General features: G+C 53.5%; 15 protein-coding genes. 5 read left to right on the top strand and 10 right to left on the bottom strand.

The window, feature by feature from the left end:
• Positions 1-42: 42 nt before the first annotated feature.
• On the bottom strand, positions 43-5,466 hold the full coding sequence (locus NST69_RS18740) for a diguanylate cyclase (RefSeq protein ID WP_340951774.1): 5,424 nt from the start codon (positions 5,464-5,466) through the stop codon (positions 43-45).
• Positions 5,467-5,478: 12 nt separating this feature from the next.
• The gene (locus NST69_RS18745) at positions 5,479-6,645 is read right to left on the bottom strand and encodes a small-conductance mechanosensitive channel (protein ID WP_340951772.1); all 1,167 of its coding nucleotides are present in this window, start codon (positions 6,643-6,645) and stop codon (positions 5,479-5,481) included.
• Positions 6,646-7,161: 516 nt separating this feature from the next.
• Here NST69_RS18745 and NST69_RS18750 point away from each other — a divergent pair.
• From NST69_RS18750 to NST69_RS18765, 4 genes are all read left to right on the top strand, one after another.
• Positions 7,162-8,613 carry a collagen-like protein gene (locus tag NST69_RS18750; protein WP_342546849.1) on the top strand — a complete coding sequence of 484 codons (1,452 nt, stop codon included), beginning with the start codon at positions 7,162-7,164 and terminating at the stop codon, positions 8,611-8,613.
• 89 nt (positions 8,614-8,702) lie between these two features.
• Entirely contained in the window at positions 8,703-10,406 is a 1,704-nt protein-coding gene (locus NST69_RS18755; protein ID WP_339249222.1) for a collagen-like protein, read from the top strand.
• A gap of 572 nt (positions 10,407-10,978) precedes the next feature.
• Positions 10,979-11,404 (top strand): VOC family protein, encoded by a 426-nt coding sequence (locus NST69_RS18760; protein WP_339249224.1) that lies wholly within the window; start codon positions 10,979-10,981, stop codon positions 11,402-11,404.
• 214 nt (positions 11,405-11,618) lie between these two features.
• The gene (locus NST69_RS18765; RefSeq protein WP_036733033.1) at positions 11,619-12,023 is read left to right on the top strand and encodes a CBS domain-containing protein; all 405 of its coding nucleotides are present in this window, start codon (positions 11,619-11,621) and stop codon (positions 12,021-12,023) included.
• A 90-nt stretch (positions 12,024-12,113) separates the two neighbouring features.
• Here the strand turns inward: NST69_RS18765 and map are convergent, their stop codons facing one another.
• From map to NST69_RS18805, 8 genes are all read right to left on the bottom strand, one after another.
• On the bottom strand, positions 12,114-12,860 hold the full coding sequence (map, locus tag NST69_RS18770; RefSeq protein ID WP_036733023.1) for a type I methionyl aminopeptidase: 747 nt from the start codon (positions 12,858-12,860) through the stop codon (positions 12,114-12,116).
• A gap of 240 nt (positions 12,861-13,100) precedes the next feature.
• Complete coding sequence (gene cysI, locus NST69_RS18775; protein ID WP_339249225.1) at positions 13,101-14,816, bottom strand: assimilatory sulfite reductase (NADPH) hemoprotein subunit; 1,716 nt, start codon at positions 14,814-14,816, stop codon at positions 13,101-13,103.
• 33 nt (positions 14,817-14,849) lie between these two features.
• Complete coding sequence (locus NST69_RS18780) at positions 14,850-16,703, bottom strand: assimilatory sulfite reductase (NADPH) flavoprotein subunit (protein WP_339257526.1); 1,854 nt, start codon at positions 16,701-16,703, stop codon at positions 14,850-14,852.
• A gap of 250 nt (positions 16,704-16,953) precedes the next feature.
• Positions 16,954-17,418, bottom strand: coding sequence for a signal peptidase II (gene lspA / locus NST69_RS18785; protein WP_339249226.1), 465 nt, complete (start codon positions 17,416-17,418; stop codon positions 16,954-16,956).
• Between the two features lie 226 nt (positions 17,419-17,644).
• Positions 17,645-18,619, bottom strand: coding sequence for an aldo/keto reductase (locus NST69_RS18790; RefSeq protein WP_339310295.1), 975 nt, complete (start codon positions 18,617-18,619; stop codon positions 17,645-17,647).
• Positions 18,620-19,277: 658 nt separating this feature from the next.
• Positions 19,278-22,565: an ATP-binding protein gene (locus NST69_RS18795; RefSeq protein ID WP_342546854.1), complete on the bottom strand. Its 3,288-nt coding sequence runs from the start codon at positions 22,563-22,565 to the stop codon at positions 19,278-19,280.
• Complete coding sequence (locus NST69_RS18800; RefSeq protein ID WP_339257528.1) at positions 22,552-22,923, bottom strand: response regulator; 372 nt, start codon at positions 22,921-22,923, stop codon at positions 22,552-22,554. Before NST69_RS18800 ends, NST69_RS18795 begins: the two co-directional genes overlap by 14 nt.
• Before the next feature lie 49 nt (positions 22,924-22,972).
• Positions 22,973-24,607, bottom strand: coding sequence for a diguanylate cyclase (locus tag NST69_RS18805; RefSeq protein ID WP_339249229.1), 1,635 nt, complete (start codon positions 24,605-24,607; stop codon positions 22,973-22,975).
• A gap of 233 nt (positions 24,608-24,840) precedes the next feature.
• Here NST69_RS18805 and NST69_RS18810 point away from each other — a divergent pair, with 233 nt between their 5' ends.
• Positions 24,841-25,110, top strand: a complete 270-nt coding sequence (locus tag NST69_RS18810) for an ACT domain-containing protein (protein WP_036700808.1) — start codon at positions 24,841-24,843, stop codon at positions 25,108-25,110.
• Positions 25,111-25,114: the final 4 nt, after the last annotated feature.

Genomic DNA, 25,114 nt, shown 5'->3' on the forward strand with positions numbered 1-25,114 from the left:
CCTAATCCTATTTATTTATGTACATCTCTTATCGCTTGAATCTTATCGCTCGAACAATGTAACACAGTTGCGGCCTTCCGCCTTGGACTGATACAGCGCATCGTCGCCCAGCTTGTAGATATCCTCCTCGCGCAGCCCGTCCACAAGCACGGCGGCTACGCCGATAGAGACGGTAATTCTGCCGTATTCGGGACTGAGATCATGCTGTATCCCCAGCTCCGCGATGCTTCGTCTGATCAATTCGGCGAACACACGGGACTCTGGAGGGGTCAGTCCGGCGGCCACAATCCCGAATTCCTCCCCGCCCAGCCGGAACGCGGTTCCTTCCGCCTGTTCAGCCAGCTCCTTCAGTACCCCGCCTATTCTGCGCAGTACCGTATCGCCTTCATAATGCCCGTAGGTGTCATTGAATTTTTTGAAATAATCAATATCCAGCATCAGGTAGGTTAAATACCGTTTGCTGGCAGCAGCCTTGTCCACCTCATCCAGGAACAGCTTATTGAAGTATCTGCGGTTGTACAGCCCGGTTAATTCATCGGTGATCGAGATCTTTTCAATCAGCCCGATATATTTGCTCAGCTCCCCGTTGTTGAACTCCAGCTCCTTCGTCCGCTCCGCCACCAGTTCCTCCAGATGCTCCTTGTGGCGCCGCAGCTCCTCCTCCGCCTTCTTGCGCTCAGTTATATCCTTGATCGTTCCCTGAATCGCCGGCTTATTCTGATACATAATTCTGACGACCTTGTGAATGGCGATGACTTCAGGGGACTTATCCTTATGCAAAAGCCTTGTCTCGTACTCTTCCGGTGCCTGCTTGCCCTCGACTCGTCTGGCATAATAATGCATCACCTTCTCCCGCTCCGGGGGGGTAATGAAATTCCCGAAGGGCTGCTCCAGCATCTCGCCCGGCTGATAGCCGAGCATCTGCTCCAGCGCCTCATTAACATAGACACACCGCATATCCTGGACCACGAACACCCCGTCCTGCAGGTTGTTGACCAGTTGGCGGTACTTCTCCTCAGAGCGCTCAAGCTCATTATACAGACTGGCATTCTCAAGCGAGAAGACCATCTCTCTGGACAGCAGATTGATAATCTTCATCCGTTCCTCGGTGAATACGCCGGTCACCAGATTATTCTCCAGATAGATAATGGCAATCGTCTTATTCTGGTTAATCAGCGGCATGCAGACCATCGATTTCGGCTGCTGCCTCACAATATAGGGATCATTCACGAATGAAGTCTCGGAATAGGCATCATTGTAGATCAGGCTCTCCCGGCTCTTCTCCACTTGTCTGATGATGGCGACAGGCAGATTGTCCAGCTGATGCGACTCATGAATCGCCACGGAGATCCGGTCTGTGTCCGCTTTATATTCCCCTTCGACCAGAAGATTGGCCTTGGAGGTCATCAGGATACAGCCCCGCTGCGCCCCGGCATTCATGATTACAATCTCCATCAGCGCTTCCAGCAGGTGGTTCAGCTCAATTTCTTTGGAGATGGCCTGCGAAGCCAGAATGATGGAATTCAGATCAATGCTCTCGGTATAATCGGACACCGTCCTGCCGTGCATGAACTCCTTGGTGCTGATTTTCTGGGCAAGAGCGGGGTATCGCTCCTTGATGAACGCGATCTTCTCCTTGGCCCCCCAGACCGAATAATAGTATTCGGATTGTCTGAGCAAATAGGCGGCGAACTCGTTGAAGCCCTTGTCCATATAGAACCGGGCCGCCAGCTCGTTGCAGAGTGCCTTATAGCGGACGAAGCTGCCCTGCTCGCTGGCCTCGATCGCCAGATCATAATAATAGCCTGCGCGGGTGCTGTTCCCGGAGATCCGGGCCCATTCGGCCCTCATCAGATATTCATGCTGCCGGAAGGTTCCCGGTGCATTGCTGGCCCATTTGCGTACCCGGCCGAGCTCCTTGCGCATTTTGGACCTGGCCTTCCGCTTGCCGTTCACACCCAAATCCTTGTAAGCATAAGCCAGATTTAGGAAGGTATACAGCGCGAACTCCTCCATAAAAGCCGATCCGGCCAGCGTCCCGATAATCGGATACGCCCGCTCGATGTACTCCAGCGCTTCATCATGCTTCTCGTAGAGAAACAGCAGCTTCATTTTGTAAATATAATAGATCGCAATTCCCGAATAATATCTTGCTTCCTGCAATTCGTGCAGATAGACCTCTTCGCTGAAGGCTTCATTGTTGAATGAGGTACGCTCCGGCAGCTCTCCGGCAAGACTGAGATAATACTGGCGGGCCAGCTGCGCTGTGGCAAGCGACTCCTTGTACTTCGTGTTCTCGATCATAGAGATCGTACGGTCACTTTCCTGAAGCAAAGCCGGGATGTCCATCGACGGATTCCAGAGATTCACATAGAAGGCGGAATGGGCCAGGTAGAGCAGATCGCCTGTCCGCAGACTGGCTTCAATGGAGGTGCCGAACCAGTCCTGCAGCGTATCCCAAGGCTCGGTCCAGGCGTGGCTGAACAGCGTATACAGGACATGCGCCGCGCCTTTCCACTGCAGATCATTGAATTTGTCGTTAATTCTGATCCCGAGACGTCCATAAGCGAAGGCACCCCGGGTATCCCCGAAGCCGGACAAGAGCATAGCATAGCCGATAAAAGCAAGCGCCGACTCCGGCGAATTCCCGTATTTCAGCGTCAAGCCCACCTTCTTCAGCACCACCAGACCAAACAGCGAGGTCTCCCCGGAGATAAATGCAGGCGGTATAAAGTTAATCAGCAGCCGCATCACCAGCTTCATCTCCGGGTCCTGCATCTCCGGCAGTGCAAAAATCGTCTCCGGTGTTCTCCCCCGCAGCGCGGCCTTAACGACCAGCAGCTCCTTAAGGACGGCGGGCATTCCAACCTTGGACGGAATCTTAATGCCGAGCGCCTTCAGCCCCCGCCTCCCCGAAGCAATCGATTCGGGCATCATGCCCAGATACATATAGTGATTGGTCTGCATCTCATAGATTTCCGCAATAGCCATCCGCTCCGTAGTTTGCTCCAGCAGCAGACGGCAAGCCTGATCCCCCTGATCGATGTGATGGGTGAGATAGCTGCATTCCGCATACAGCCTGTAGATCTCCGCCGCCTGCCCCGGGTCTGTACTCCAGATCTGCTCCGGGAGCAACTCCATTGCCGCTTCAAGCAGTAGGAAGGCCGAATCATACCCGTATCCTGCTTTGGCCTTGTAGGCTGCCCGCAGATTCAGAGCGACGATCTCACGCGCCTCCGAGCTGTCAGTGATTAATTCCAGCCCTTTATTAATATGGGTTGCAATATCGACCAGCTTGTCCGCGATTTCCTCCTCTCCAAGATTCCGCAGCAACAGCCGGCCGATACTAAGATGAAGCCTCTTCCCCCGTTCAGGATCAAGCAGCTGGTAGAAGGCCTGCTGAATCCGGTCATGGGCAAATTTCAGCCGGATGCCAATCTGCGCAGCCTCGCAGCCAGATTCGGCCAGCGTAGCGGAGAATATGGCGTACTTATGGTCGGCAGGGACAATATACTCTTCCTGAACCGCCCGGGTAATCGCGGCGGCAATCACCTCCGGCGCTTCCTCGCCGATTAGTGTCAGCATCCCGTAGTCGAATACGCTGCCGGCCGCCGAGCTAAGCATCAGGATATGACGGACCTCCCCCGGCAGATGCTGCAGCTGTCCTACCAGGAAATCCACCACACTGTCATGGACCGGCAGTGCCTCCAGCTGCTCCAGGCTCCAGCTCCATTCCCCGTTCTGCTTGTCGAAAAAGATAATCCCGCGCCGGTGAAGATCCTTCAGCATTTCCGTCAGGAAAAAGGAATTCCCCTTCGACCGCTTGTATAAATGTCCGGTTATCCCTTCGACCCGTTCCATGCTGCTGTACAGCGTGTCAGCCACAAGGCTTTGCACATCCGTCTCTTGCAGCGGCTGAAGGTGAATACGTCCAACTTCACGATTTTTGCCGATCTTAACCATCGCGGAGAACAGCGGATGACCTTCGTGGATCTCATTCTGCCGGAAGGAGCAAATCACAAACATCCGCTGCAGATGGTTATCCAGCACCAGCTTCTCCACCAGCTGCAGGCTGGAGTAATCCGCCCACTGGACATCATCCAGGAAGAGGACGAGCGGCCGGTCCGGATGCGTCATGGCCTGCACGAACTTGGCAAAGGTCAGGAAGAACCGGTTCATCTCCTCGGCCGGACTCAGCGGTTCCGGCTCAGGCTGGGTCCCGGTCCAGACAGCAAGCTCAGGGATTAATCCCGTAATCACACCGCCGTTGCCGTCAAGCAGCCGGGTCAGCGAGCGGCTGACCTCACTCTTGTAATCCTCATCCGGACTCTCCAGCAGCTGGCTGACCAGCCTGCGAAAGGCCTGGATGAGCGCACTGTAAGGAATATTCTTATTGTACTGGTCGAACTTCCCTTCCGCGAACAGCCCCTTCTCCCGGCTGATTGTCCGGTGCAGCTCATGAACCAGTGCCGTTTTGCCTGCACCTGCATCACCGGAGACCAGCATGACCTGTGAATTCCCGTTGACACTGCTGCGGAAGGCCGTCTCCAGGGTGGACAGCTCCTGCTGTCTGCCGACTACTTTTTGCGGAATGCGGAAGGTGTTCAGGAGATCCTCCGTTCCAATCACGAAATCCTCCTGCCCGGCCAGGCATTTCTTCAGATCGGCCTTGATGCCGTGCGCGCTGCGGTACCGGTCCTCCGACGACTTCTCCATCAGCTTCATAATGACCGCCGACAAGCCGCTGCTAACCCTGCCTCCGGTTGCATGGTAAGGGGAGACGGCTTCCTTTGCAATAATGGAATAGATCTGCTCCATCATCTCGGACGATGGATACGGCATGATGCCGGTCATCATCTCGTACAGGACCACACCTAGTGAATAGTAGTCACTCCGGTAATCTATATTCCGGTTCATCCGGCCGGTCTGTTCCGGTGAGATGTAAAGCAGACTGCCCTCCAGCACGCCGCTGTTCTGGAAATCACGCCTCTCCTTGGACAGCTTCACTGCAAGATCGAAATCAATCACCTGGACAATTTCCCGCTCCCGGTTCCAGATGATATTCGACGGCTTGATATCCTTATGGATCACGTTCTGCTCATGTATGGAGCCCAGAATATCCACAACCTTGACCGCCAGCTTCAGCAAAGCCTCCTCCCCCGGCTGCTCTTCCGCCAGAATCCGCTTGAGCGAACGTCCGGCGATATCCTCAAGAACCATGACGTACAGACCGTTCTGCTCTTCGAGCCTCAGGGGACGGATAACCCCTTCTGTGCTGGTGCTGAGCTCTGTAAGCAGCTTATATTCCTGTTTGAAGCGCATTACGGCTTCGGTGCCGGCAAACTCCGATTTTAACACCTTGAGAATGACCGTTTCTGCGGAGGAAGCCTCCGTGCACCGGTACACGGCTTTTATAGGATTATCTGAAATGGTCTCCAGGACCTGATAATGGTCATTAGCAATCATTGTACTCCACCTTTAGCCTTGTTCTCCCGTAACTTCAATATCGGCATCGAATTTAAATACATAGGCAGCGATCAGCCAGATAATCCAGCAATTCAGCCCAAAGAACAGATAACCGAAATAGCCCAGAACCGGCATCTCGGAGAAAATATGAAATTTGTCCAGATAAGGCACCGAGTATTTCCAGTAATTCGGATTGGTAGGAACGTCGTCATGGAACCACTCACTGCCAAAGTTCCAGAACTCCCAGAAGAAGCCGTTGAACACCGTAGCCAGCCCCACCAGAATGACCTTGGACCAGTCTCCGTTCTTCACCGGGGTGAAGGGGGTCCAGTAACCGGCAAGCGCCATCGCTGCGGACAGCATCGGAACCAGCGCAACCCACAGCACCCAGAACAGCAGATACGGATAATAGCCCATGCCGAAGGCCAGGATCAGCCCGAGAATATAATAGACGATCAGCCACATGCGTGACACCTTCAGCCTAGGCCCATGGCTATAACGGTTGCGGAACAGACGGAAGGTCTTGAGGAGTAAGTACCATTCGAAGATGGCCGGAAGAACCGTTGTATAGGATAAGGAGAACCAGAACACATTGCCGAAGTTAGAGAACACTTCATTATTGGGGTAATACCAATTCTCCAGGACGAAGAAATTCAGGTATTCAAAAGCAAACCAGCTGAAGCAGGACACCACCGCCAGCAGCTGCATCACATGGGGCTTGCGCGAGATGATCGAAGCTCCGTGATTTCTCCGGTAGACCAAACCGTCCAGGATCAGAATAAAGGACCACCAGAGGGGAACAAACGTGTAATGCTCCAGCGAGACAAACAGCTTCACCCGGGCCCACATCAGGAACCAGCTAAGCGCAAGCACCGGCAGGCTCCACCAGAACCAGATAGGGAAAGGGGTGGCCGCCCCCGATTTCCGGGGTGCCTCCTCCGTCTTCTTGAAGCCGAACCATCCGGGGAATACCAGGACCAGTGTGATGATCAGGGCCACAACGCAGGCGAGCGAGAAATACAGCAGGCTGAACCCGGGGTCAGCTTCGACCTTCTGGGCCGGGAAATCCCCGTAACCCGGGGGCATCCCCTTCCATTTCGCCAGACTTCCTAGTAACGGGAGCAGAAAGATCAGTCCGAAGGTAACGATCAAGAATACTGTCTTTTTCCATGTTTTCATTGCGCAAACCCCCGCGTATGTATGTAGTTGAAAGTCGAATTTTGTTGATAATCGCTAATATTCGATAACACTCCAGTTTATTCCTGCTGACTGCACACAAAAAAATGCCCCACCGTCCATTTCCATGACGTATGGAGCAACTGTGCGAGGCATAATGCAGGTGAAAACGGGCTTCAGGCGAATTCTATTACACCAATTATTAAATCCATAAAGTCTACTTAAATGAATGATATGCCTAACACTGTAACTAATACACCTGAATAGAGTGATGTATCTTATATAAAAGGAGGGGTTATATTGTCACAGCCTAATCTGCCCAATATCACGCCAACGATCACTTTATCTCGAGATGATGTGCTTAACCTATTATTTTCTTCCATCGCAATGGAAGAGTTGGGCTTAGCGCATGTTATAAATGCCCAAGGGGAAAACATCCAATTTGCCTTGGGCACACTTCCGGGGAGCACACCTGCTACGTTGGGTGAGGTTCTTCAGATAAACAGCAGTGCTCAATCGATGCTCGATTCCGTATTCCGCACCGAAATGATGTTGGATTCAAAACTCACCTCCGCTTCCGATATTCCATCATTAGTCGGACCCACAGGAGCCACGGGGGTAACCGGCGCTGCCGGTGCAGTAAACAGCGTCAATGGATTGACGGGCGATGTTGTGTTGAGTACAGAGGCTGGTGTCTTTCCGATCAGTAATGATGAACCACCCACCCGAAATTTGGACATATTAATCAATGCTGGGGTGTATAGCTCGGGAAATCCAAATGGAGGAGACCCGGAAAATGGTCCACTAGGAGTTGACCATCCTCCGTCATGGACGATTTACGTCTCCCAGGTAGGGCCTTATATCCAGCAGTTGTATATTTCCAACCTAGCATTATATTACCGCAGTAGTCCAGACAGTGGCCAGAGCTGGTCAGATTGGCAAGAAATCGGTGCTCGCGGGCCAACCGGAACCACCGGTGAGACTGGGGCCACCGGCGTCACCGGAGCCACCAGTGAGACCGGAGCTACCGGGGGGACGGGGGCTACTGGTGTGACGGGGGCTACTGGCGTCACCGGGGCTACTGGATTGACAGGAGCTACCGGCGTTACCGGGGCTACCGGCGTTACCGGGGCAACCGGCGTTACCGGAGCCACGGGCGTCACCGGCGCTACCGGACTCACTGGAGCGACCGGTGACACCGGGGCTACCGGCGTCACTGGGGCTACCGGCGTCACTGGGGAGAGCGGGGTGACTGGGGCTACCGGACTCACCGGAGCCACTGGACTCACCGGGGCTACTGGCGTCACTGGGGAGACCGGGCTAACTGGCGCTACTGGTTTGACAGGGGCTACCGGACTCACCGGGGAGACCGGGGGGACGGGGGCTACCGGACTCACCGGAGCCACTGGCGTCACCGGGGCTACTGGCATCACTGGGGAGACCGGGCTCACTGGCGCTACTGGTTTGACAGGGGCCACTGGACTCACCGGAGCTACCGGCGTTACGGGAGCTACCGGCGTCACCGGGCCTATTATTGTAACTAACAATGCGATGTTTGAGCCCGCAACGGCTGCAGTCGCTTCGACCTTAACACCTATTGTATTTCAAGAAATTTTTATTAATGGCAGCGGAATTGAACTTGGAACGCCCCCAAGCAATATCACGGTGCTCCCAAACAGCTTATATTATGTTTCGTTTACCATAACTATTGAGCTCTCTGCTGAAACAAACAATGTAACCAGTTCTGAAATTATAGTTAGATTGAACGGTAATGTCCAGCCTATAACGGTTACCGGACAAAAAAATGGCGGGACCGGAGCTACCGTGTATTTCTCTCTAGAAGGAAATGGTTTTCTTCAGACCGGCCCCACTGACAATACCATGACTCTCGATGCTACTTATAACCTAAGCGCCGGTACGGGAACTTATGTTACGGATCGGTCTAACCTGAGTATTATCCGGTTCCGTTAAACGAACAGATTCCGCTTTTTGAGGAGGATTAAGGGATGAGCAAGGGGGCAAGAGCCCCCTGCCCATTTTGTAGATAAGGAGGGAATCACTTGTCAAAACCGAACCTGCCCAATATCACCCCAACGATATCCATATCGCGGGACGATGTAATTAATCTATTATTTTCCTCTATTGCCATGGAGGAATTAGGACTGGCGCATATCCTCAATGCTGAAGGAGAGAAGATTCAGTATGCGGTCGGCACCCTTCCAGGAACCACTCCCGTTACACTTGCCGAATTAGGTCAGGTCAGCAGCAGTACTCAAGCTATGTTGAAAAAAATTATCCGCCATGAAATGATGCTGCAATCCAAACTCCAGACAGCTGCAGATATTCGACCGGTTGTTGGTCCTGCTGGACCTATCGGAGCTCCGGGAGCAGAGGGTGGAGCACTTAGTGTCAATGGGTTAACCGGAGATGTGGCGCTCGGTGTAACAGCCGGTATCTTTCCAATCAGCAATGATGAACCATCGACCAGCGATCTGGATGACATTCACTTTAGAACTGCCGGTGTATACAGCAGCTCGGGAGTACCCGCCGATCCGGCTGGCCCAGTGAATGGTCCTCCGGGAGTCGCACACCCGTCGGTATGGACGATTTATGTATCACGTGTCGGAGATTATGTACAACAGCTATATTTCTCCGATTCGGCTTTATACTATCGCAGCAGTCAGAATGGCGGGGTGACTTATCCCCAAGGGTGGCTCCAGGTTGGAGTGCAAGGTGCAACCGGGGTGACTGGGCCTGGTGTAACCGGAGCAACCGGCGTTACTGGCATGACCGGAGCGACGGGTGCCACGGGCATAACGGGCGCAACCTTGGACACAGGTGCCACGGGGATCACCGGCGCCACAGGCGTGACCGGTGCTACCGGAGTGACGGGTGCCACAGGAATCACTGGCGCTACCGGCGTCACTGGCGCTACCGGCGTAACCGGCGCTACCGGACTTACCGGTGACGTGACTGGCATGACGGGCTTGACGGGCTTGACGGGTGCCACAGGTCTAACGGGTGCTACCGGGGGTACCGGTGAGGTCACGGGCATGACAGGCGCGACCGGGCTTACCGGTGAGGCGACAGGCATGACGGGCTTAACAGGTGTGACGGGTGCCACGGGTGTAACGGGCGCGACCGGGCTTACCGGTGAGGTCACGGGCATGACGGGCTTAACCGGGGTAACTGGTGCGACAGGGGTTACCGGCGCGACAGGTTTAACCGGTGAGGTCACGGGTATGACGGGCTTAACCGGGCTTACCGGCGTGACGGGTGTAACCGGCGAGACAGGCGTAACCGGCGAGACGGGCCCAACCGGGCCAGTGGCCAACAATGCCAGTTTTCACCCTTCGGGTCCAGTAACAGCAACGCCTACGAATATTACATTTGTACAAAATTTTATTTTTGGCTCAGGTATCTCCCTTGTGAACGGCGGTCAAGGTATTCAATTACAACCCAATAGCTTCTACTTCGTTTCTTTTAATTTGAGAATTCGAATAACAAATGGGAGTATCCCCGTCGTTGCTTCGCAAATATTGGTTTTCCTCGACGGCGTTCAACAAAATATAAGCACTGGCACGCAGAGAAATGCAGCTGGTGCTGGTTTAGCCGCCTTCACCCAGGAATCCAGCGGTTTAATCCAGACTGGCGCCGGCCCTAATCCAACGTTAACCTTGACGGCTTCTATCACTCTTGCTTCGGGCACTGCCGAGTTTAATCCCCCTACTTGGTCAAATTTGAGCATTTATCAGGTCCTGTAATTCAAAGGTAATAAGGCAAGAGCTATAAAAGCTGATGTCCTTAGGTAACTCTCCTTTTCAAAAGCGGCTTAGGATATGTCGTTTCTTCCCCTGGAAGGACGGCGTATCCTTTTTTGCATGGCCCGGCCAATCCTGCCAGACTAAGAGATGCCCTGTTTCTCTCACCGGATGATTATGAGCGTTCTGAAGCGTTCCGGCAGATTCAGGAAGAGCTGGATTATATGGTGAAGTTACGCCCGGACTACGTATTATTTCATTATCCCAAGCCGGTTATCCTAGATCCTCAGGTAGACTGGAGCTCCTGGTGATTTGCTGACAGCAAGGAATATGTTTATGAGAATGACCTCTCTCTGAATGAACTGATACAGCACAGTAAAGTTCTCTTCGACTGGCTTAGCCGAAAGGGCCGGGAGTACCAGTTTCAGCCCATTCTGGAGTTCAATGGACTGAACAGTTATGTCTAACCGCTCAGACCTCATCACAGCCTGCCCCGAATATTTGTGAATGCACAGGCACATGCTACAATGGGACCGCCGTCCTTGCCTTAATTTAACACAAGAGGAGTGACAGCTGTGGCAATCAATGTGTACCTGAATTTCAATGGCAATACCCGAAAGGCTGTAGAATATTACGCTGAAGTGTTCGGGACCGAACCTCCGCATATCATGACCTTCGGCGAGGCTCTGCCAGATCCATCCCATCCTGTTCCGGAAGAAGCCAAACACCTCGTCATGCACACCAATCTGATGATTGCCGGCAGCCCGGTCATGTTCTCTGACGTATTCCCCGGCATGCCGTTCACGGAAGGGAATAATATCAGCCTAACGGTGACGGATACCGATGAAGAGAAGATTCGTCTCTGGTTCAATAAACTCAAAGAAGGCGGCACTGTACACATGGAGCTGCAGGAGACCTTCTGGAGCAAGGCCTACGGGAACCTGATGGACAAATTCGGCATCCAATGGCAGCTTAGCCACGACAACGGCCAGAACGGCTAACTCCCTTAGGTAGTTTCCTATTCACAAAAGCGCTTAGGATATGACAGTTCTTCCCCTGGAAGGACGGCATATCCTTTTTTCTGTGGCCTCATATCCGCAGCGTAACCGCAACATCTCAAAGTTGTAACCTGATTTTTAATGCGCTTACATCCTGTTCTATGTTTTAATTGTAATAACCTTATGTATTTCATCCTACTGTAAAGGAGACTAACCTATGGAAATATCCTCATTTTTGCTGCCCAAGGATCAGGTTGCGTACATCACCTCCTCGATCTCCATGCGGGAAGCGCTGGAACAGCTGGAGAATCATTATTATTCGGCCATTCCGATTATTGACGATGCCGGTAAATATGTTGGGACCTTGTCGGAGGGCGATCTGCTATGGAAGCTGAAGAATACCGACGGTCTGAGCTTCGCGAATATGAACGAGGTGACCGTCGGCACCATTCAGCGTCATGTGCATAACGAGAGCGTCGAGATCCACGCGCAGATGGAGGATATGCTGACCCTGGCAGCAGACCAGAACTTCGTTCCGGTAGTGGACGACAGCGGAATCTTCCTCGGCATCATCCGCCGCAAGGATATCATCGAGTATTACACACGCAATATTACCGATTAACTCAGGTGAAGCTGCAGCAAAGGCAGGACTGTCCTCCATGGACGGCCCTGCCTTTGCTGCGTGATGCGGGTCTTTAACCCCTTAATTCTTCTATAGCTCTGTCAGAATAATCGTCCCCTGCGGAGTTACCGCCAGTGTATGCTCATACTGGGCTGACAGGCCTCCGTCAATAGTGCGTGCAGTCCATCCGTCTGCATCCACCTTGGTCCGGTAGCTGCCCGTGTTGAGCATGGGCTCAATGGTGAACACCATGCCTTCCTTAATGCGCGGGCCTTTGCCGGCCGGGCCGTAATGAGGCACTTCAGGCGCTTCGTGCATCTCCGAGCCAATCCCGTGACCGATAAAGTCCCGGACGACGGAATAACCGTTAGATTCGGCATAGACCTGGATAGCATGCGCTACGTCGCCTATGCGGTTGCCGGCTACAGCTTGCTCGATACCTTTGAATAGAGATTCCTTGGTCGTCGCCAGCAGCTTCTCCGCCTGCTCGCTAATTGTACCCACTCCGTAGGACCAAGCCGAATCCGCCAGCCAGCCATTCAGGTTGACTACCATGTCAATCGTTACAATATCTCCATCCTTCAGCTCCTCATGCTTCGGGAAGCCATGACAGATGACATCATTCACAGATGCACAGGTGGCATACGGGTACCCGTGATAGCCTTTTTGCTCCGGGGTTGCTCCTTGGGAGAGGATGAACTTCTCGGCAAACTGGTCGATCTCCCAGGTCGTAATTCCCGGCTTGATCAACCCGGCAATCTGCCGGTGGCATTCCGCCAGGATTTTGCCGGCTGCCCGCATCTTCTCAATCTCTTCCATCGATTTCATAATGATCATTCAATTCGCCTCTTCTGTACAGAATCCATTACTCACTATATATAATGGCTCTTGGTTATAATGGTGTATTGCTACTCTATATTATGAAAGAAAACCGCCGAAAATCCAAATAAACAAACAAAATAAACCTGTCTCCCGCAAAAACACCAGAAAACAGGCTCTTGATTTGCATTCACGTGATGGCTAATCTGTACAAGTTATTGTTAACTACGGCATATGCAGACCGCCAGGCATCAGCCGTTAGTCGTGGAAATTGAGCCCCGAAGTAACGGCCTTGACATATCCGCTGCGGATCACATAATCGCCGAAGTGCTCACCGGCAAGGCGCTCTCTGGCATAACCATGAATAATCGGCCCGAGGGTGTCCAGTATCTCCCGCTCGTCAATGTTCTCCTTGTACAGCTTGTTCAGCCGGTCTCCGGTAAAGCCAGCACCCAGGTACATATTATACCTGCCCGGACCTTTGCCGATAAAAGCAATCTCGCCGAGCGCCGGTCTGGCACAGCCGTTAGGGCAGCCGGTCATACGGATGATAATCTCTTCATTGCGCAGCCCGGCTTCATCTATGATAACCTCCAGCTTATCGAGCAGGTGCGGCAAATAACGCTCCGCCTCCGCCATAGCCAGCCCGCAGGTCGGCAAGGCTACACAGGACAACGCACTTCTGCGCAGTGCAGAATGATGGGCACCGTCCGTCAGACCGTATTGCTTGGCAAGCTCTGTAATCTTGCGCTTCTTCGCCTGGGTCACACCGCCGATAATCAGATTCTGGTTCGGGGTCAGCCGGAAGTCTCCGCTGTGAATCTTGGCGATCTCACGCAGGCCGGTCATCAGCGGGTAGCCCTCCTGATCCTGAATCCGTCCGCTCTGGATATAGAGCGTCAGGTTCCATTTGCCGTCCATCCCCTTTACCCAGCCATACCGGTCGCCATTATGATCGAAATGATAGTCGCGCGCCGGCTCCAGCGTCCAGCCCAGCCGTTCGTGCAGCTCTCCCTTGAACCACTCCAGCCCGTGCCGGTCGATCGTGTACTTGAAGCGGGCGTTCTTGCGAACCGAACGATTGCCGTAATCCCGCTGGATCGTAACCGTTTTCTCCGCCAGATCAATCATCTGCTCCGGACGGCAGAAGCCGATGATCCGGCCCAATTGGGGATACGTATTCATATCGCCGTGCGTCATTCCCATGCCGCCGCCAACCGAGACATTGAAGCCGGCCAGCTTGCCGTCCTCCAGAATGGCGATGAAGCCCAGATCCTGGGAGAATACATCTACATCATTGGATGGAGGCACCGCCAGGCCAATTTTGAATTTGCGGGGCAGGTAGACCGGGCCGTAGATCGGCTCAACCACCTTGCTGTCCACGACTTTTTCCCCGTCCAGCCAGATCTCATGATACGCGCGGGTACGCGGGGCAAGATGATCGCTGATTTTGTTGGCCCACTCTTGAACCTCGGCATGAACCTCCGACTGATACGGGTTCGGACCACTCATCACATTACGATTTACGTCACCGCAGGCCGCAAGTGTGGTCATCAGGGTGTCGTTGATCGTTCGGATCGTCTTCTTGAGATTCCACTTGAGCACCCCATGCATCTGAAAAGCCTGCCGCGTCGTCAGGCGCAGTGTCCCATTGCCGTACTTATGGGCCAGCTCATCCATGACAAGCCACTGTGCCGCAGACGCCACACCGCCGGGCGCTACTATCCGCAGCATGAACTGGAAAGCCGGCTCCAGCTTGGAGCGTTCCCGCTCACTGCGCAGATCGCGGTCATCCTGCATGTAGCTGCCGTGGAATTTCAGCAGCCGGTTGTCATCCTCCGGCAGCCCTCCTGTAATCGGATTGCTGAGGGTCTCGACAAGCGCCCCGCGCAGATAATTGCTCTCCAGCTTGATATGTTCAACATCACTCGGTGGTCCGCCAATCGGCTTCACCGCTGGTTCATTGTTTGCCATTGCTGATTCTCTCCTCTTTCGCTTGAATCCCGCTTAATAGACATCCCGCTGGTAACGCTGCTCCTGCTGAAGGGTCTCCAGATAGGCGGCAGCCGCTTCCGGGCTTAGTCCGCCCTCTTCCTGGATCACTGTAATCAGTGCCGAATGCACATCATGGGCCATATGCTTCTCATCGCCGCACACGTATACATGCGCTCCTTCCTGCAGCCAGCGGTACAGTTCCTTACTCTGCTCCAGAATACGGTGCTGTACGTACACCTTCTCCTCTGTGTCGCGGGAGAAGGCCACATCCAGCCTGCTGAGGACACCGTCCTTCAGCATCCGCTGCCAGTCCGTCTGGTAGAGGAAGTCTGTAACGAAATGACGGTCTCCATAGAACAGCCAGCTTGGACCCTCAGCCCCCTGCTCTTCACGCTCCTCCAGAAAGGAACGGAACGGGGCAACGCCCGTACCCGGACCGATCATAATTACCGGTACACTGGAATCAGCGGGCAGCTTGAAGTTCGGATTGTTCTGGATATATACCGGCAAGGTGGCACCCGGCTGTACACGCTCAGCACAGTGTACCGAACAGACACCGTAACGCTCACGCCCATGTGACTCATAACGCACAGCCCGCACCGTGAAGTGTACTTCATCCGGGTTGGCATTGTAGCTGCTGGCAATGGAATACAAGCGGGCCGGAAGCTTGCGCAGGATGGTCACGAAGATGCTGGCAGGAGCATTCCAGGGTCCATAGTCCTGAATAAGATCCAGCAGATCCCGGCCCTGGATATACTCCTTCAGCTCCTGCTGCCGCCCGGGGGTCAGCAGTTCCTTAAGGGCAGGTGCGGAGGTAAGCCCGGCAGCCTGTTCCAGGAGGGGCTTTGTCAGCACCGTAATTTCGTAATGCCGCAGTAGCGCCTCCTGTAGCGTGCCTTCTTCCCCCTTCTTGTTCAGCGGAACTCGTTCATTCGCATCCCAGCCCATAGCGGCAATGATATCTTCTACCAGCTGCGGATGATTCTCGGGATAGACGCCAAGAGAATCCCCCGGCTCAAAGGTAATATTCGATCCGGCTAGCGACAGCTCCAGATGGCGGGTCTCGCGGTCTGAGCCGCGGCCGTTCAGATTCAGATTCTCCAGTACTTCGGCATGGAAAGGATGATTTCGTGAATAGGCGGATTCCAGCGACTCTGCGCTCTCAGCAGCCTGAACCGCTGCATCCGCAATTCCTGCAGCATTCTGCGCGCCGTTAAGAGCGCTGATGACCTGGCCGAACCACTCGGCCACCGGCTCATCATAATCGAGGTCGCAATCTACACGCGGGCTTAACCGCTGTGCGCCCAGCTCTTCCAGCTTCTGATCGAAGTCTTTGCCTGTCTGGCAGAAGAATTCATAGGAGGTATCGCCCAGCGCGAGTACCGAGAAGCGCAAGCCTGGAAGCTGCGGCGCTCTTTTGCTGTAGAGGAATTCATGGAAGGCACGGGCATTATCCGGCGGTTCCCCTTCGCCATGGGTGCTGACCAGCAGCAGCAGGTTCTCTGTCTTCTTCAGTCCATTCGGCTTGAAGCTGTTCATCGCGGACACCGTGACCTTGAAGCCCTGCTCCTCCAGCTTGCGGGAGAGGCTCACGGCGAGCCGCTGGCAGTTGCCGGTCTGGGAGCCGAACAATACGGTCACTTCACGCGACGCTTGCTGCGAAGCGGCAGTTGCCGGCTCTGCTACTACTGCTGGAGCAGCGGGGGAACCTGCATGGACGCTTGATCCCTGGCTACCCTGCAGCGACAGGGCAGATAAGTACCCGCTTAACCATACCTGCTGTGAAGGTGTCAGCGTGGGCAGAAGCTGATTCAGCAGCTCTGCCTGGTTCTCATTAAAAGGACTGTTTGTAACTTGTAGTTGCAACAATATCGACCTCTCCTTAGCGTGCAATCTTCTTTCCTCTTAATATCATGAACTCAGGCTAACACAATACCGGCAAACGATCAACGAATCATATAACAGGCATCATATTCTTTAAAAGGTAAATACTTGCATAAAATGCACAAAACCCGGCTAAATCATAGTAAAATGCTCTGATTTAGCCGGGTTCATTACTAATTATGATAAGTTGCATTAGATAAAATGATAGACCGGAGATGTCTTTGCCTGCCATTTATAATAGTCTGCGGGTTGCTCTGTGCCGGAAATGGTCCACAAGCAGGTAGAGCAGAATCAGAAGGCCTCCGGCATTGATCGCCAGATCGGCCAGATTCATAATCCCGCCATGATTCCCGAAGACCAGGAAATCTGTAACCTGGTGATAAAGTGCCCGGTCAATGGCATTGCCGACAGCCCCGCCGACCAGGAAGCCGCTGGCTGCTTCGAGCAGAGGGCCGCGGATTTTACCCTGACGCCGGTAATAGAAGATTGCTGCTACAAAAATCACGGCAACAATAGCAAAATACTTCCCGAATCCCTGAAAGGAGCTGAAGGCTGCACCGCTGTTCTCATAGTATACAAACCGCAAATGCGGCGTCCAGGAAGGAAGCATCTCCCCAAGCTCCATATGGGTACGCACTATCCACTTGGTCGCCTGATCTAGCATCAGGACGAAGACAGCTATCAGATAAAAAAGCATCGGCAGTTCCCCTATCTTCTCTAGTTGTTCAACTCATGATCAGGGTCATAGTCATAGTCAAGGCCGTGGTCAAGGTCACTGTTTGTCACAGAATCAGTCTACCATATTCATCTGGATACTTACAAAAATATAGCCGGACTATCCCGTCAGGGACAGTCCGGCTGTTATTCGTTAGATCATTGCGTAGGGTATTCCGCTTCGAGATGTACAAGGTTCAAAGCTCTGTTTACCAGGCGTAGGCTTCCGGTGCTGGTTTGCCCGGTCCCGGGAAGATCTCGTCCAGCTTCTTCAGTGTGGCCTCATCCAGCGTAATCTCGGTCACCCGCAGGGAGTCCTCGAACTGCTGGATCGTACGCGGCCCGATAATCGGTGCGGTCACAGCCGGATTCGCCAGTACCCAGGCCAGAGCGACCTGATCCTCATGCTCGCCCAGCTCCTTGCAGAGCGCGGAGAACTGCTCCAGCTGGCTGCGGTGCTGCTCCAGCTTGGCCGAACGGGCGCTGCGCACCCCGGTCTTCGTGAGCGCATTGCGTCCCAGCAGGCCTCCGGCAAGCGGACTCCACGGAATGACACCCAGGCCCAGCTCCTGTGAGGCAGGCAGCACTTCCAGCTCCGGCGCCCGTTCCAGCAGGTTATAGAGATGCTGCTCGGAGACAAGGCCTAGGAAATGGCGCTCCTTGGCCTTCGCCTGGGCAGCAGCGATATGCCAGCCTGCGAAGTTGCTGGAGCCGATATAATCGGCTTTACCCTGGGACACCAGGATCTCGAATGCGCCCCACAGCTCGTCCCACGATACGTTCCGGTCGATATGATGCATCTGATATAGTTCAATATGATCGGTCTGCAGGCGCCGCAGCGATCCTTCAAAATGCCGTCTAATCTTGTAGGCAGACAAGCCTGAGCCGGAATTGGGACCGTCCTGCTCGTCGAACATGTCATTGTAGACCTTGGTGGCCAGCACTACCTTCTCACGCCGTCCGCCGCCCTGCTGAAACCAGCGGCCGATAATTTCCTCTGTCCAGCCCCGCCGGTCCTGGCCGCCGTACACATTCGCCGTATCGAAGAAATTAATGCCCGCATCGAGGGCCGCATCCATAATCCTGAAGGCTTCCTTCTCCTCCGTCTCCGGTCCGAAATTCATCGTCCCCAGACACAACTGGCTGACCTTTAACCCCGATTTACCCAAATAACTGTACTTCATCGCAATTCCTCCCTTTCACTCCTGCTAGATTGGCTGCTTCATATTCACTATAACCCTTAGAGCCTACTCTAAAGCAAGTATTGCTGGGATACTTAAGACTAGAACTCAAAGCTTGGTCGTCGCTGCGGTGAACATTTGGCCCTCCGGCCGCTGCCCAGTTTGGAGCACAATGTCTGCTGTTTTTCACATACAATGTAGTCGGTTTTTCGATTACATTCGGCCCACACGCTTCCGTCACGCCCAATGTAGTCGGTTTTTCGATTACATTTGCACCGCACGCCTCCGCCAAGCCCAATGTAGTCGGTTTTTCGATTACATTTGCACCGCACGCCTCCGCCAAGCCCAATGTAGTCGGTTTTTCGATTACATTCAGCCCACACGCTTCCGTCACGCCCAATGTAGTCGGTTTTTCGATTACATTCGGCCCGCACGCCTCCGCCAAGCCCAATGTAGTCGGTTTTTAGCATACATTTGGCCCCCTCCATTCATTCGCCCTTTCGCTCCCCATCGTCCCCTTCCCCCACCCGGGAGAATCCCCAAATACACAAAAAAACAAGCCCCAGAAAGAGACTTGTTCCGCTATAATTATAATCGATCATATTATTGCACTACCCATGTACCTACTAAGCAGATACTCAGCACTTACTCGATACTCACTCTAACCCTCACCAAGCGCCGCTCCATGCCCGGCTTCACCGTTATCCGGGAACAGCACCTCGCCTGTCTTCAGTTGAATGTCCACAATCTCCTGCAGCGTACCCGACAGCTCGCCGGGCGGATAGGGCTTGGTCAGATATTTCTGCACATTGTCCATCATGCTCTTATCATCCTTGTCCAGCGCCGAGGAGATGACAATCGGCACCTTCTCGGTCCGGGGATCGTTCTTGAGCATGCGGATCAGATCCCAGCCGTCCAGCTCATCGCCCAGCATCAGATCGACAATGATCGCTACGAAGGGCGTTTTAACAGCCTGGTCAAAAGCTTTTTGCGGATGATAGTGATGGGTGACCCGGAAGCCCTTGCCCTTCAGCTCCTCCGAGAGCAGCAATGACAGGCTGTAATCATCCTCCACAATCATCACATCCGGCTTCTGCTCCTTGCCAGCGCTCCATCTTAACGAATGTTCCTCCTCCGGGTGGCCGGTCTCTGCCTGCATCACCGGAAGACGGAACCATACCGTCGAGCCTTCGCCCTCCACGGATTCAATCCCGATCGTTCCCTTCTGCTTCTCAATAATCTCCTTGCAGATGGCCAGCCCGAGACCTGTACCGCCAATTCGCTTGGAGGCACTGTTGTCCACTCGTCGGAATTTCTGGAACAGCTGCCCGATCTGATTCTTCGGAATCCCGAGTCCGTGGTCCTGAATCCGTACCATAATCGATCCCGGTTCGTTATGAAGCATGACCTTAATTTCACCTGCGCCCGGCGAGAACTTGATCGCATTGCTCAGCAGGTTGGTCAGCACCTGGATAATCTTATCCTTGTCTACCTCAACCTCGGGATTCAGCGCCTCGTCCTCCAGAAGAATGTGGTGGGTACCGCTCAGCTTGTACTGATCGATGACACTCAGGACCGTCTCGCTAAGGTTAACCTTCTCCACATTATACAGCTGTGTGCCGGACTCCATCCGCTGCAGGTCCAGGAAGTCGTTAATCAGCTCCGTCAGACGCTTGGCTTCCTTATGAATCGTCTCCAGATATTTCAGCTGCTTCTCCGGCTTCATGGTTTTGGACAGGAGCAGCTCCGTGAAGCCCAGTACACTCGACAGCGGCGTCCGCAGCTCATGGCTGACGGTGCTGACCAGCTCTGACTTCATCAGATCCAGCTCATACTCGCGGGTAATGTCACGGTGGACGAACAGCGTCCCTACCCGGACCTCCCGGCGGAAGACCGGTATGGCATAGGCATCCACATGCTTCATGTCTTCCTTGCCGATAGAATACTTCATCGCACTGGACTCAGTGGTATGCTCGGACATCGCCTTCTGGTAAAAGCGACCCAGCTCTTCCGATTCATTCACCCGGAGGGTGAAATGCTCCATCCAGCGCTCCTTGGGAATCAGCATGCCTTCCGTCCAGTCCTCATAGCTGAACAATTGGCTCAGTGCCTTGTTGATGTGCTGAATGACGCCGTCCGTGCCAACGAACTGGATGCCCTCATTGACATTGTTCACAATATCCTGATTCAGCTTGCGGCCATTCTCAATCTCCTCGTACATGAACAGGCGTTCAATGGCCAGGGCGACCCGGTTCATCATCCCCTGGATTTCGTCGGTCTCTTCCTCCGTGAACGGGTGCCCGATGCGTGTTCCGCAGAAGACTGCCAGAATCTCATCCTCCGCATTTACCACAGTCGTATAGTAGTCGTAACAATACACCTCATTGGCGGAGATCCCCTGCTCTCTGACCGAGCCCACCCGCTTCACCATATACGACTTTTCCACGCTCAGGCGGTACAGAATCTCTTTGCTGCCCTCACCGATGTACCGCCCCACATTCTCCGGCGGAACCCCTTTGACTACGGCTATCTTATCCTTGACCAGCAGAAAAAGGCTGGAGTCGAACGAGTACAGACGGTTCATGAATTGGTTGAACTTGTCGGCAAATTCCTGCTTGTCCAGCGTATAGGTGATCTCATGATTCAGCTGATTGTTAAGCTCCAGCATCATGGATGTCTGCTCCGTGCTTTTCAGCGTCTCCGCCAGCTCCTGCTGCACATTCTTCATCGAGGTGATGTTATTCGCAATCAGGATATACTGGTAGATCTGGCCTTCATCGTTCAGGTAAGGCATGATTGTCAGCTGCAGCCAGAGCGGCGAGCCTTCCTTGGTCGCCAGCTCCGTCTCTCCGCTCCACACGCCGCCGGTCGATAGCTTGCGGATCATTTGCTCTACCTGCAGTTCTGCAATATTATGCAGCTCAAACAGCCGGTAGGTGTATCCGATAATCTCGGAGCTCTTGTAGCCCGTGTAGACGCTCAGATTATCGTTCACGTAGGTGAACACGCCTTTGTTCGACAGAATGCCGACGGCAGAGGTCTGATTCAGCGCCTTCATCATGCTCTCGATTTCACTGAGCGACCGCTCCAGCCTGAACTGCTGATCCTGAAGCTCGTCCTGCTGGGCATGCAGCTCTTCATTCTGCATCATCAGCTCTTCCTCTTTATCCTGGATGCTGTGGGCCATATTCAGGAAGGCCTCATAGAGCCGTCCGATCTCATCCTGCTTATGCAGCTTGCCGAGCATAACCGCCTCGCCGGCCGCCAGCGAATTCGTCGCTTCCTCCAGCTTCACAATCGGATCGATGATAACTTTGAGCATCCGCCAGATCAACAGCGTGAAGAACAGCAGCAGCAGGGTGCTAAGCAGAAAAGCAACAAAAGTGAACGTATCCGCCTGCCTGATGGAGCGGGAGTTCAGCTCATTCAGCAGCGCATCCGAATTGGCTTTGAATTGCTTCGTGTAGCTCAGGAATTCGTTCACAGCCCGGGTACTGCCGCTTTGGGACAAGTTCCGGATTCCCTCGTAATCATTATTCTTCACTAAGAGCATCACTTCAGGCAGGGTCTGGCTCTTGTACTGTTCATAGAACACCTTGAGGTCATCTCTGTACCGGACTTCTTCAGCCGACAGCTTCAGGGAGGAGTACTGCTCCAGAATGCCGTCAAGCCCCTTAACCGCAGCGTTCAGCAGCGCAAGCTCGTTCTCACTCTGAGTAGCCACATAACCTCTCGCCCGGAAAAAGACCTCGCTTAGCGTCACCGCCAGCTCGTTGATCGTCGCCGTCTTATGTTGCAGCACTTCACGTTTCTGATCCAGCTGTTCCTGCTGGGCATTGATATAGAAGACAAGCCCGATTCCTCCGGCCATAATGGCAACGAACAGCAGCAGAAGAATCCGGTAATATTTCGTTTTGATGCTCCGGTCTTTAAGCTTAAGGTTTCTCACTCAGAATATCCTCCACGAGCTGAAGCAGCTCCATCGGGCTGAACGGCTTGGGCATGAAATAACGGGCTCCCGCCTCCCTGGCCCGGTTACGGTCCATCTCCTGTGCCTTGGCGGTCAGCATCATAATCGGCGTCTGGCTCTTCAGCTCCCCGTCCAGCTCGCACAGCACTTCAATGCCAGTCATGACGGGCATCATGTAATCCAGAATCACCAGGTCGTAAGGTTCTGCCGCCAGCCTGGCGAGCGCCTCGCCCCCATTCTCGGCAGTATGGGTCTCCACATTCTCGAGATCCTCCAGGGTATCCTCAATCAGCATGCGCAGAACCTCTTCATCATCTACAATCAGTACCTTTTGCACCATAGCTCACTCTCACCTTTCAGTCATCCCTGCTTGGGATGCATTGCATTTAGAACAGAAACCGGTGGGCCAGACGCTCAATCCGGGTCAGCAGCTCCGGCAGATGGAACGGCTTAATGACATAATCATCCGCCCCCATCTGCAGCGCATGGACAATGTCCCGCTGGTTATTGCGGCCAGTCAGCATGATCACGAGAATGTTCACCTCAGGATAGCCGCTGCGGATCTTCTCCAGCACCTCAAGCCCGTCAAGCCCCGGCATGACGCCGTCCAGCAGAATCACATACTTCTCTTCAGGAGCATACCAGTCCGATTTCAATAAAAGCGCGCCGTCCGCGTAACTCGTAACCCTCACTCTGGCGTTAGTCCCGGGCTGCCAGGCAGCGAAGTGGGTCGTCACCATTCTGCGGATCAGCGGATCATCATCCACAATAATGACATTCAGCAGCGTCTCGCGCTGGCCCAGCAGCAGATCCTGGCTGTAGAGGGTGCTCTGGTTCCTGCCGTTATGCTTGCTGGCATAGAGCGCCAGATCCGCTTCCTCTACCAATATATCGGCATCCTGTACCTCTCCGTTAACCTCGGTCACTCCGCAGGAGAAGGTAACATGGAAGCTCTCACGTTTGGCCTGGAATTCCCGGGCCGCGAAGACCTCCTGAATCCGCTCCATCACAAGCAGCGCCTGCTCCGCAGGCGTATTCGGCATGAACAGGGCAAATTCCTCGCCGCCATAGCGGCAGAAGGTATCCTCCGTGCGGATGGACTGCTTCACCAGCTCCGAGAAGCTCTGCAGCACCTCGTCCCCCATCAGATGCCCGTAAGTGTCGTTAACCTGCTTGAACAGATCCAGGTCCAGCAGAGCGAGGGAGAAGGTCCGGCCAGTCCGTCTGAAATCGGAGATCAGCTGCTTCATCGTCTGGTTGAAGTACTTGCGGTTGAACGCCCCGGTCAGCTCGTCGACAATGATCGATTCCTGCCACTCCTTTTTCAGCTCAAAGCGGTTCTTGATCAGCACCAGGAATAAATCGATGTCCACCGGCTTCTGTATGTAATCCATAACACCCAGCGAATAGGCATACTTCTGAACCTCTATCGAATGCTCTCCGCTGATCATAATGATCGGAATCCGTTCTTTCTTAGCCTTGCCGATAATCTGCTTCAGTACATCAATCCCGCTGCGGTCCGGCAGCAGAATATCAAGGAGAATCAAATCCGGCTTGTTCTCATAAAAAAGCTTCAGTCCGCGTCCGGCCGACAGCGCAATACTGACATAATAGGACTCCCGCTCCAGCGATTCCCGCAAAAAAGCAACCAGCTCCACATCATCGTCCACGATCAGAATCTCGTACTGCTGATGGACAATGCCGTGGGATAATGCAATCCCGGGAGTCAACGGGGGCACCGCGCCTTTCGATTCCGGTTCGTTAAAGAGCTCCAGCACCGGATAGATATAATCGCCCCATTCTGCTTCCGTCCAGCTTCTATGGTTATCATCCGAGAAATAGAGCAGCGCATTACCCGAGAAAGCCTCTACGGTATCGAGACCCACAGTGCCCGAGGTGCCCTTCAAATTATGCAGGAAACGGTAAATATCCTTCTCCTCGACTGCTGACTGTTCCGACCATTTCTGCAGAGTTTCTCTCGTGCGCTCTTCAACCAGCTCTTTATATTTTCTCGTTGTCATAATAGCTCCTTATATCCGGCTTATCGTTCAAAACTCAAATAAATCATATTTCACATCAAGTGTCAACATTATTATACGCTCAGGAAAATGCAAGCTCAAATCTCTGATCAGCCCGACACAAAAGCTTTGGTTGATAACCTATCCTTGATTTGACATAATAATTAAAATCGTTCATTCCGTTAATGCGGCAATGAGCGAAGATTTCAGACCATGGATAACGGGAGGCTTTTCAATTGAAGGGGATTATTACGGTACTCGGAAAAGACAAGGTAGGCATTATCGCCAAAGTGTGTACATACCTCGCAGAGCACAATCTGAACATTCTGGACATCTCCCAGACGATTGTGCAGGATTATTTCAACATGATGATGATCGTGGACATCTCTGCCCCCAGCAAGTCCTTCGAGGAGATTGTGGAGGAGCTTCAGCAGGTAGGGGAAGACATCGGTGTGGAAATCAAGCTGCAGCATGAGGATATCTTCAATATTATGCACCGGATTTAACCGG

It is taken from the genome of Paenibacillus sp. FSL P2-0089 (assembly GCF_038595095.1).
Lineage (GTDB): Bacteria > Bacillota > Bacilli > Paenibacillales > Paenibacillaceae > Paenibacillus_AQ > Paenibacillus_AQ silagei.

Excerpts from the sequence above, each read along its gene's own strand:
- NST69_RS18745 (WP_340951772.1), bottom strand. The coding sequence starts at position 6,645 with ATGAAAACATGGAAAAAGACAGTATTCTTGATCGTTACCTTCGGACTG.
- NST69_RS18790 (WP_339310295.1), bottom strand. The coding sequence starts at position 18,619 with ATGAAGTACAGTTATTTGGGTAAATCGGGGTTAAAGGTCAGCCAGTTG.
- NST69_RS18805 (WP_339249229.1), bottom strand. The coding sequence starts at position 24,607 with ATGACAACGAGAAAATATAAAGAGCTGGTTGAAGAGCGCACGAGAGAA.
- NST69_RS18740 (WP_340951774.1), bottom strand. The coding sequence starts at position 5,466 with ATGATTGCTAATGACCATTATCAGGTCCTGGAGACCATTTCAGATAAT.
- lspA (WP_339249226.1), bottom strand. The coding sequence starts at position 17,418 with ATGCTTTTTTATCTGATAGCTGTCTTCGTCCTGATGCTAGATCAGGCG.
- NST69_RS18750 (WP_342546849.1), top strand. The coding sequence starts at position 7,162 with ATGCTCGATTCCGTATTCCGCACCGAAATGATGTTGGATTCAAAACTC.
- map (WP_036733023.1), bottom strand. The coding sequence starts at position 12,860 with ATGATCATTATGAAATCGATGGAAGAGATTGAGAAGATGCGGGCAGCC.
- cysI (WP_339249225.1), bottom strand. The coding sequence starts at position 14,816 with ATGGCAAACAATGAACCAGCGGTGAAGCCGATTGGCGGACCACCGAGT.
- NST69_RS18765 (WP_036733033.1), top strand. The coding sequence starts at position 11,619 with ATGGAAATATCCTCATTTTTGCTGCCCAAGGATCAGGTTGCGTACATC.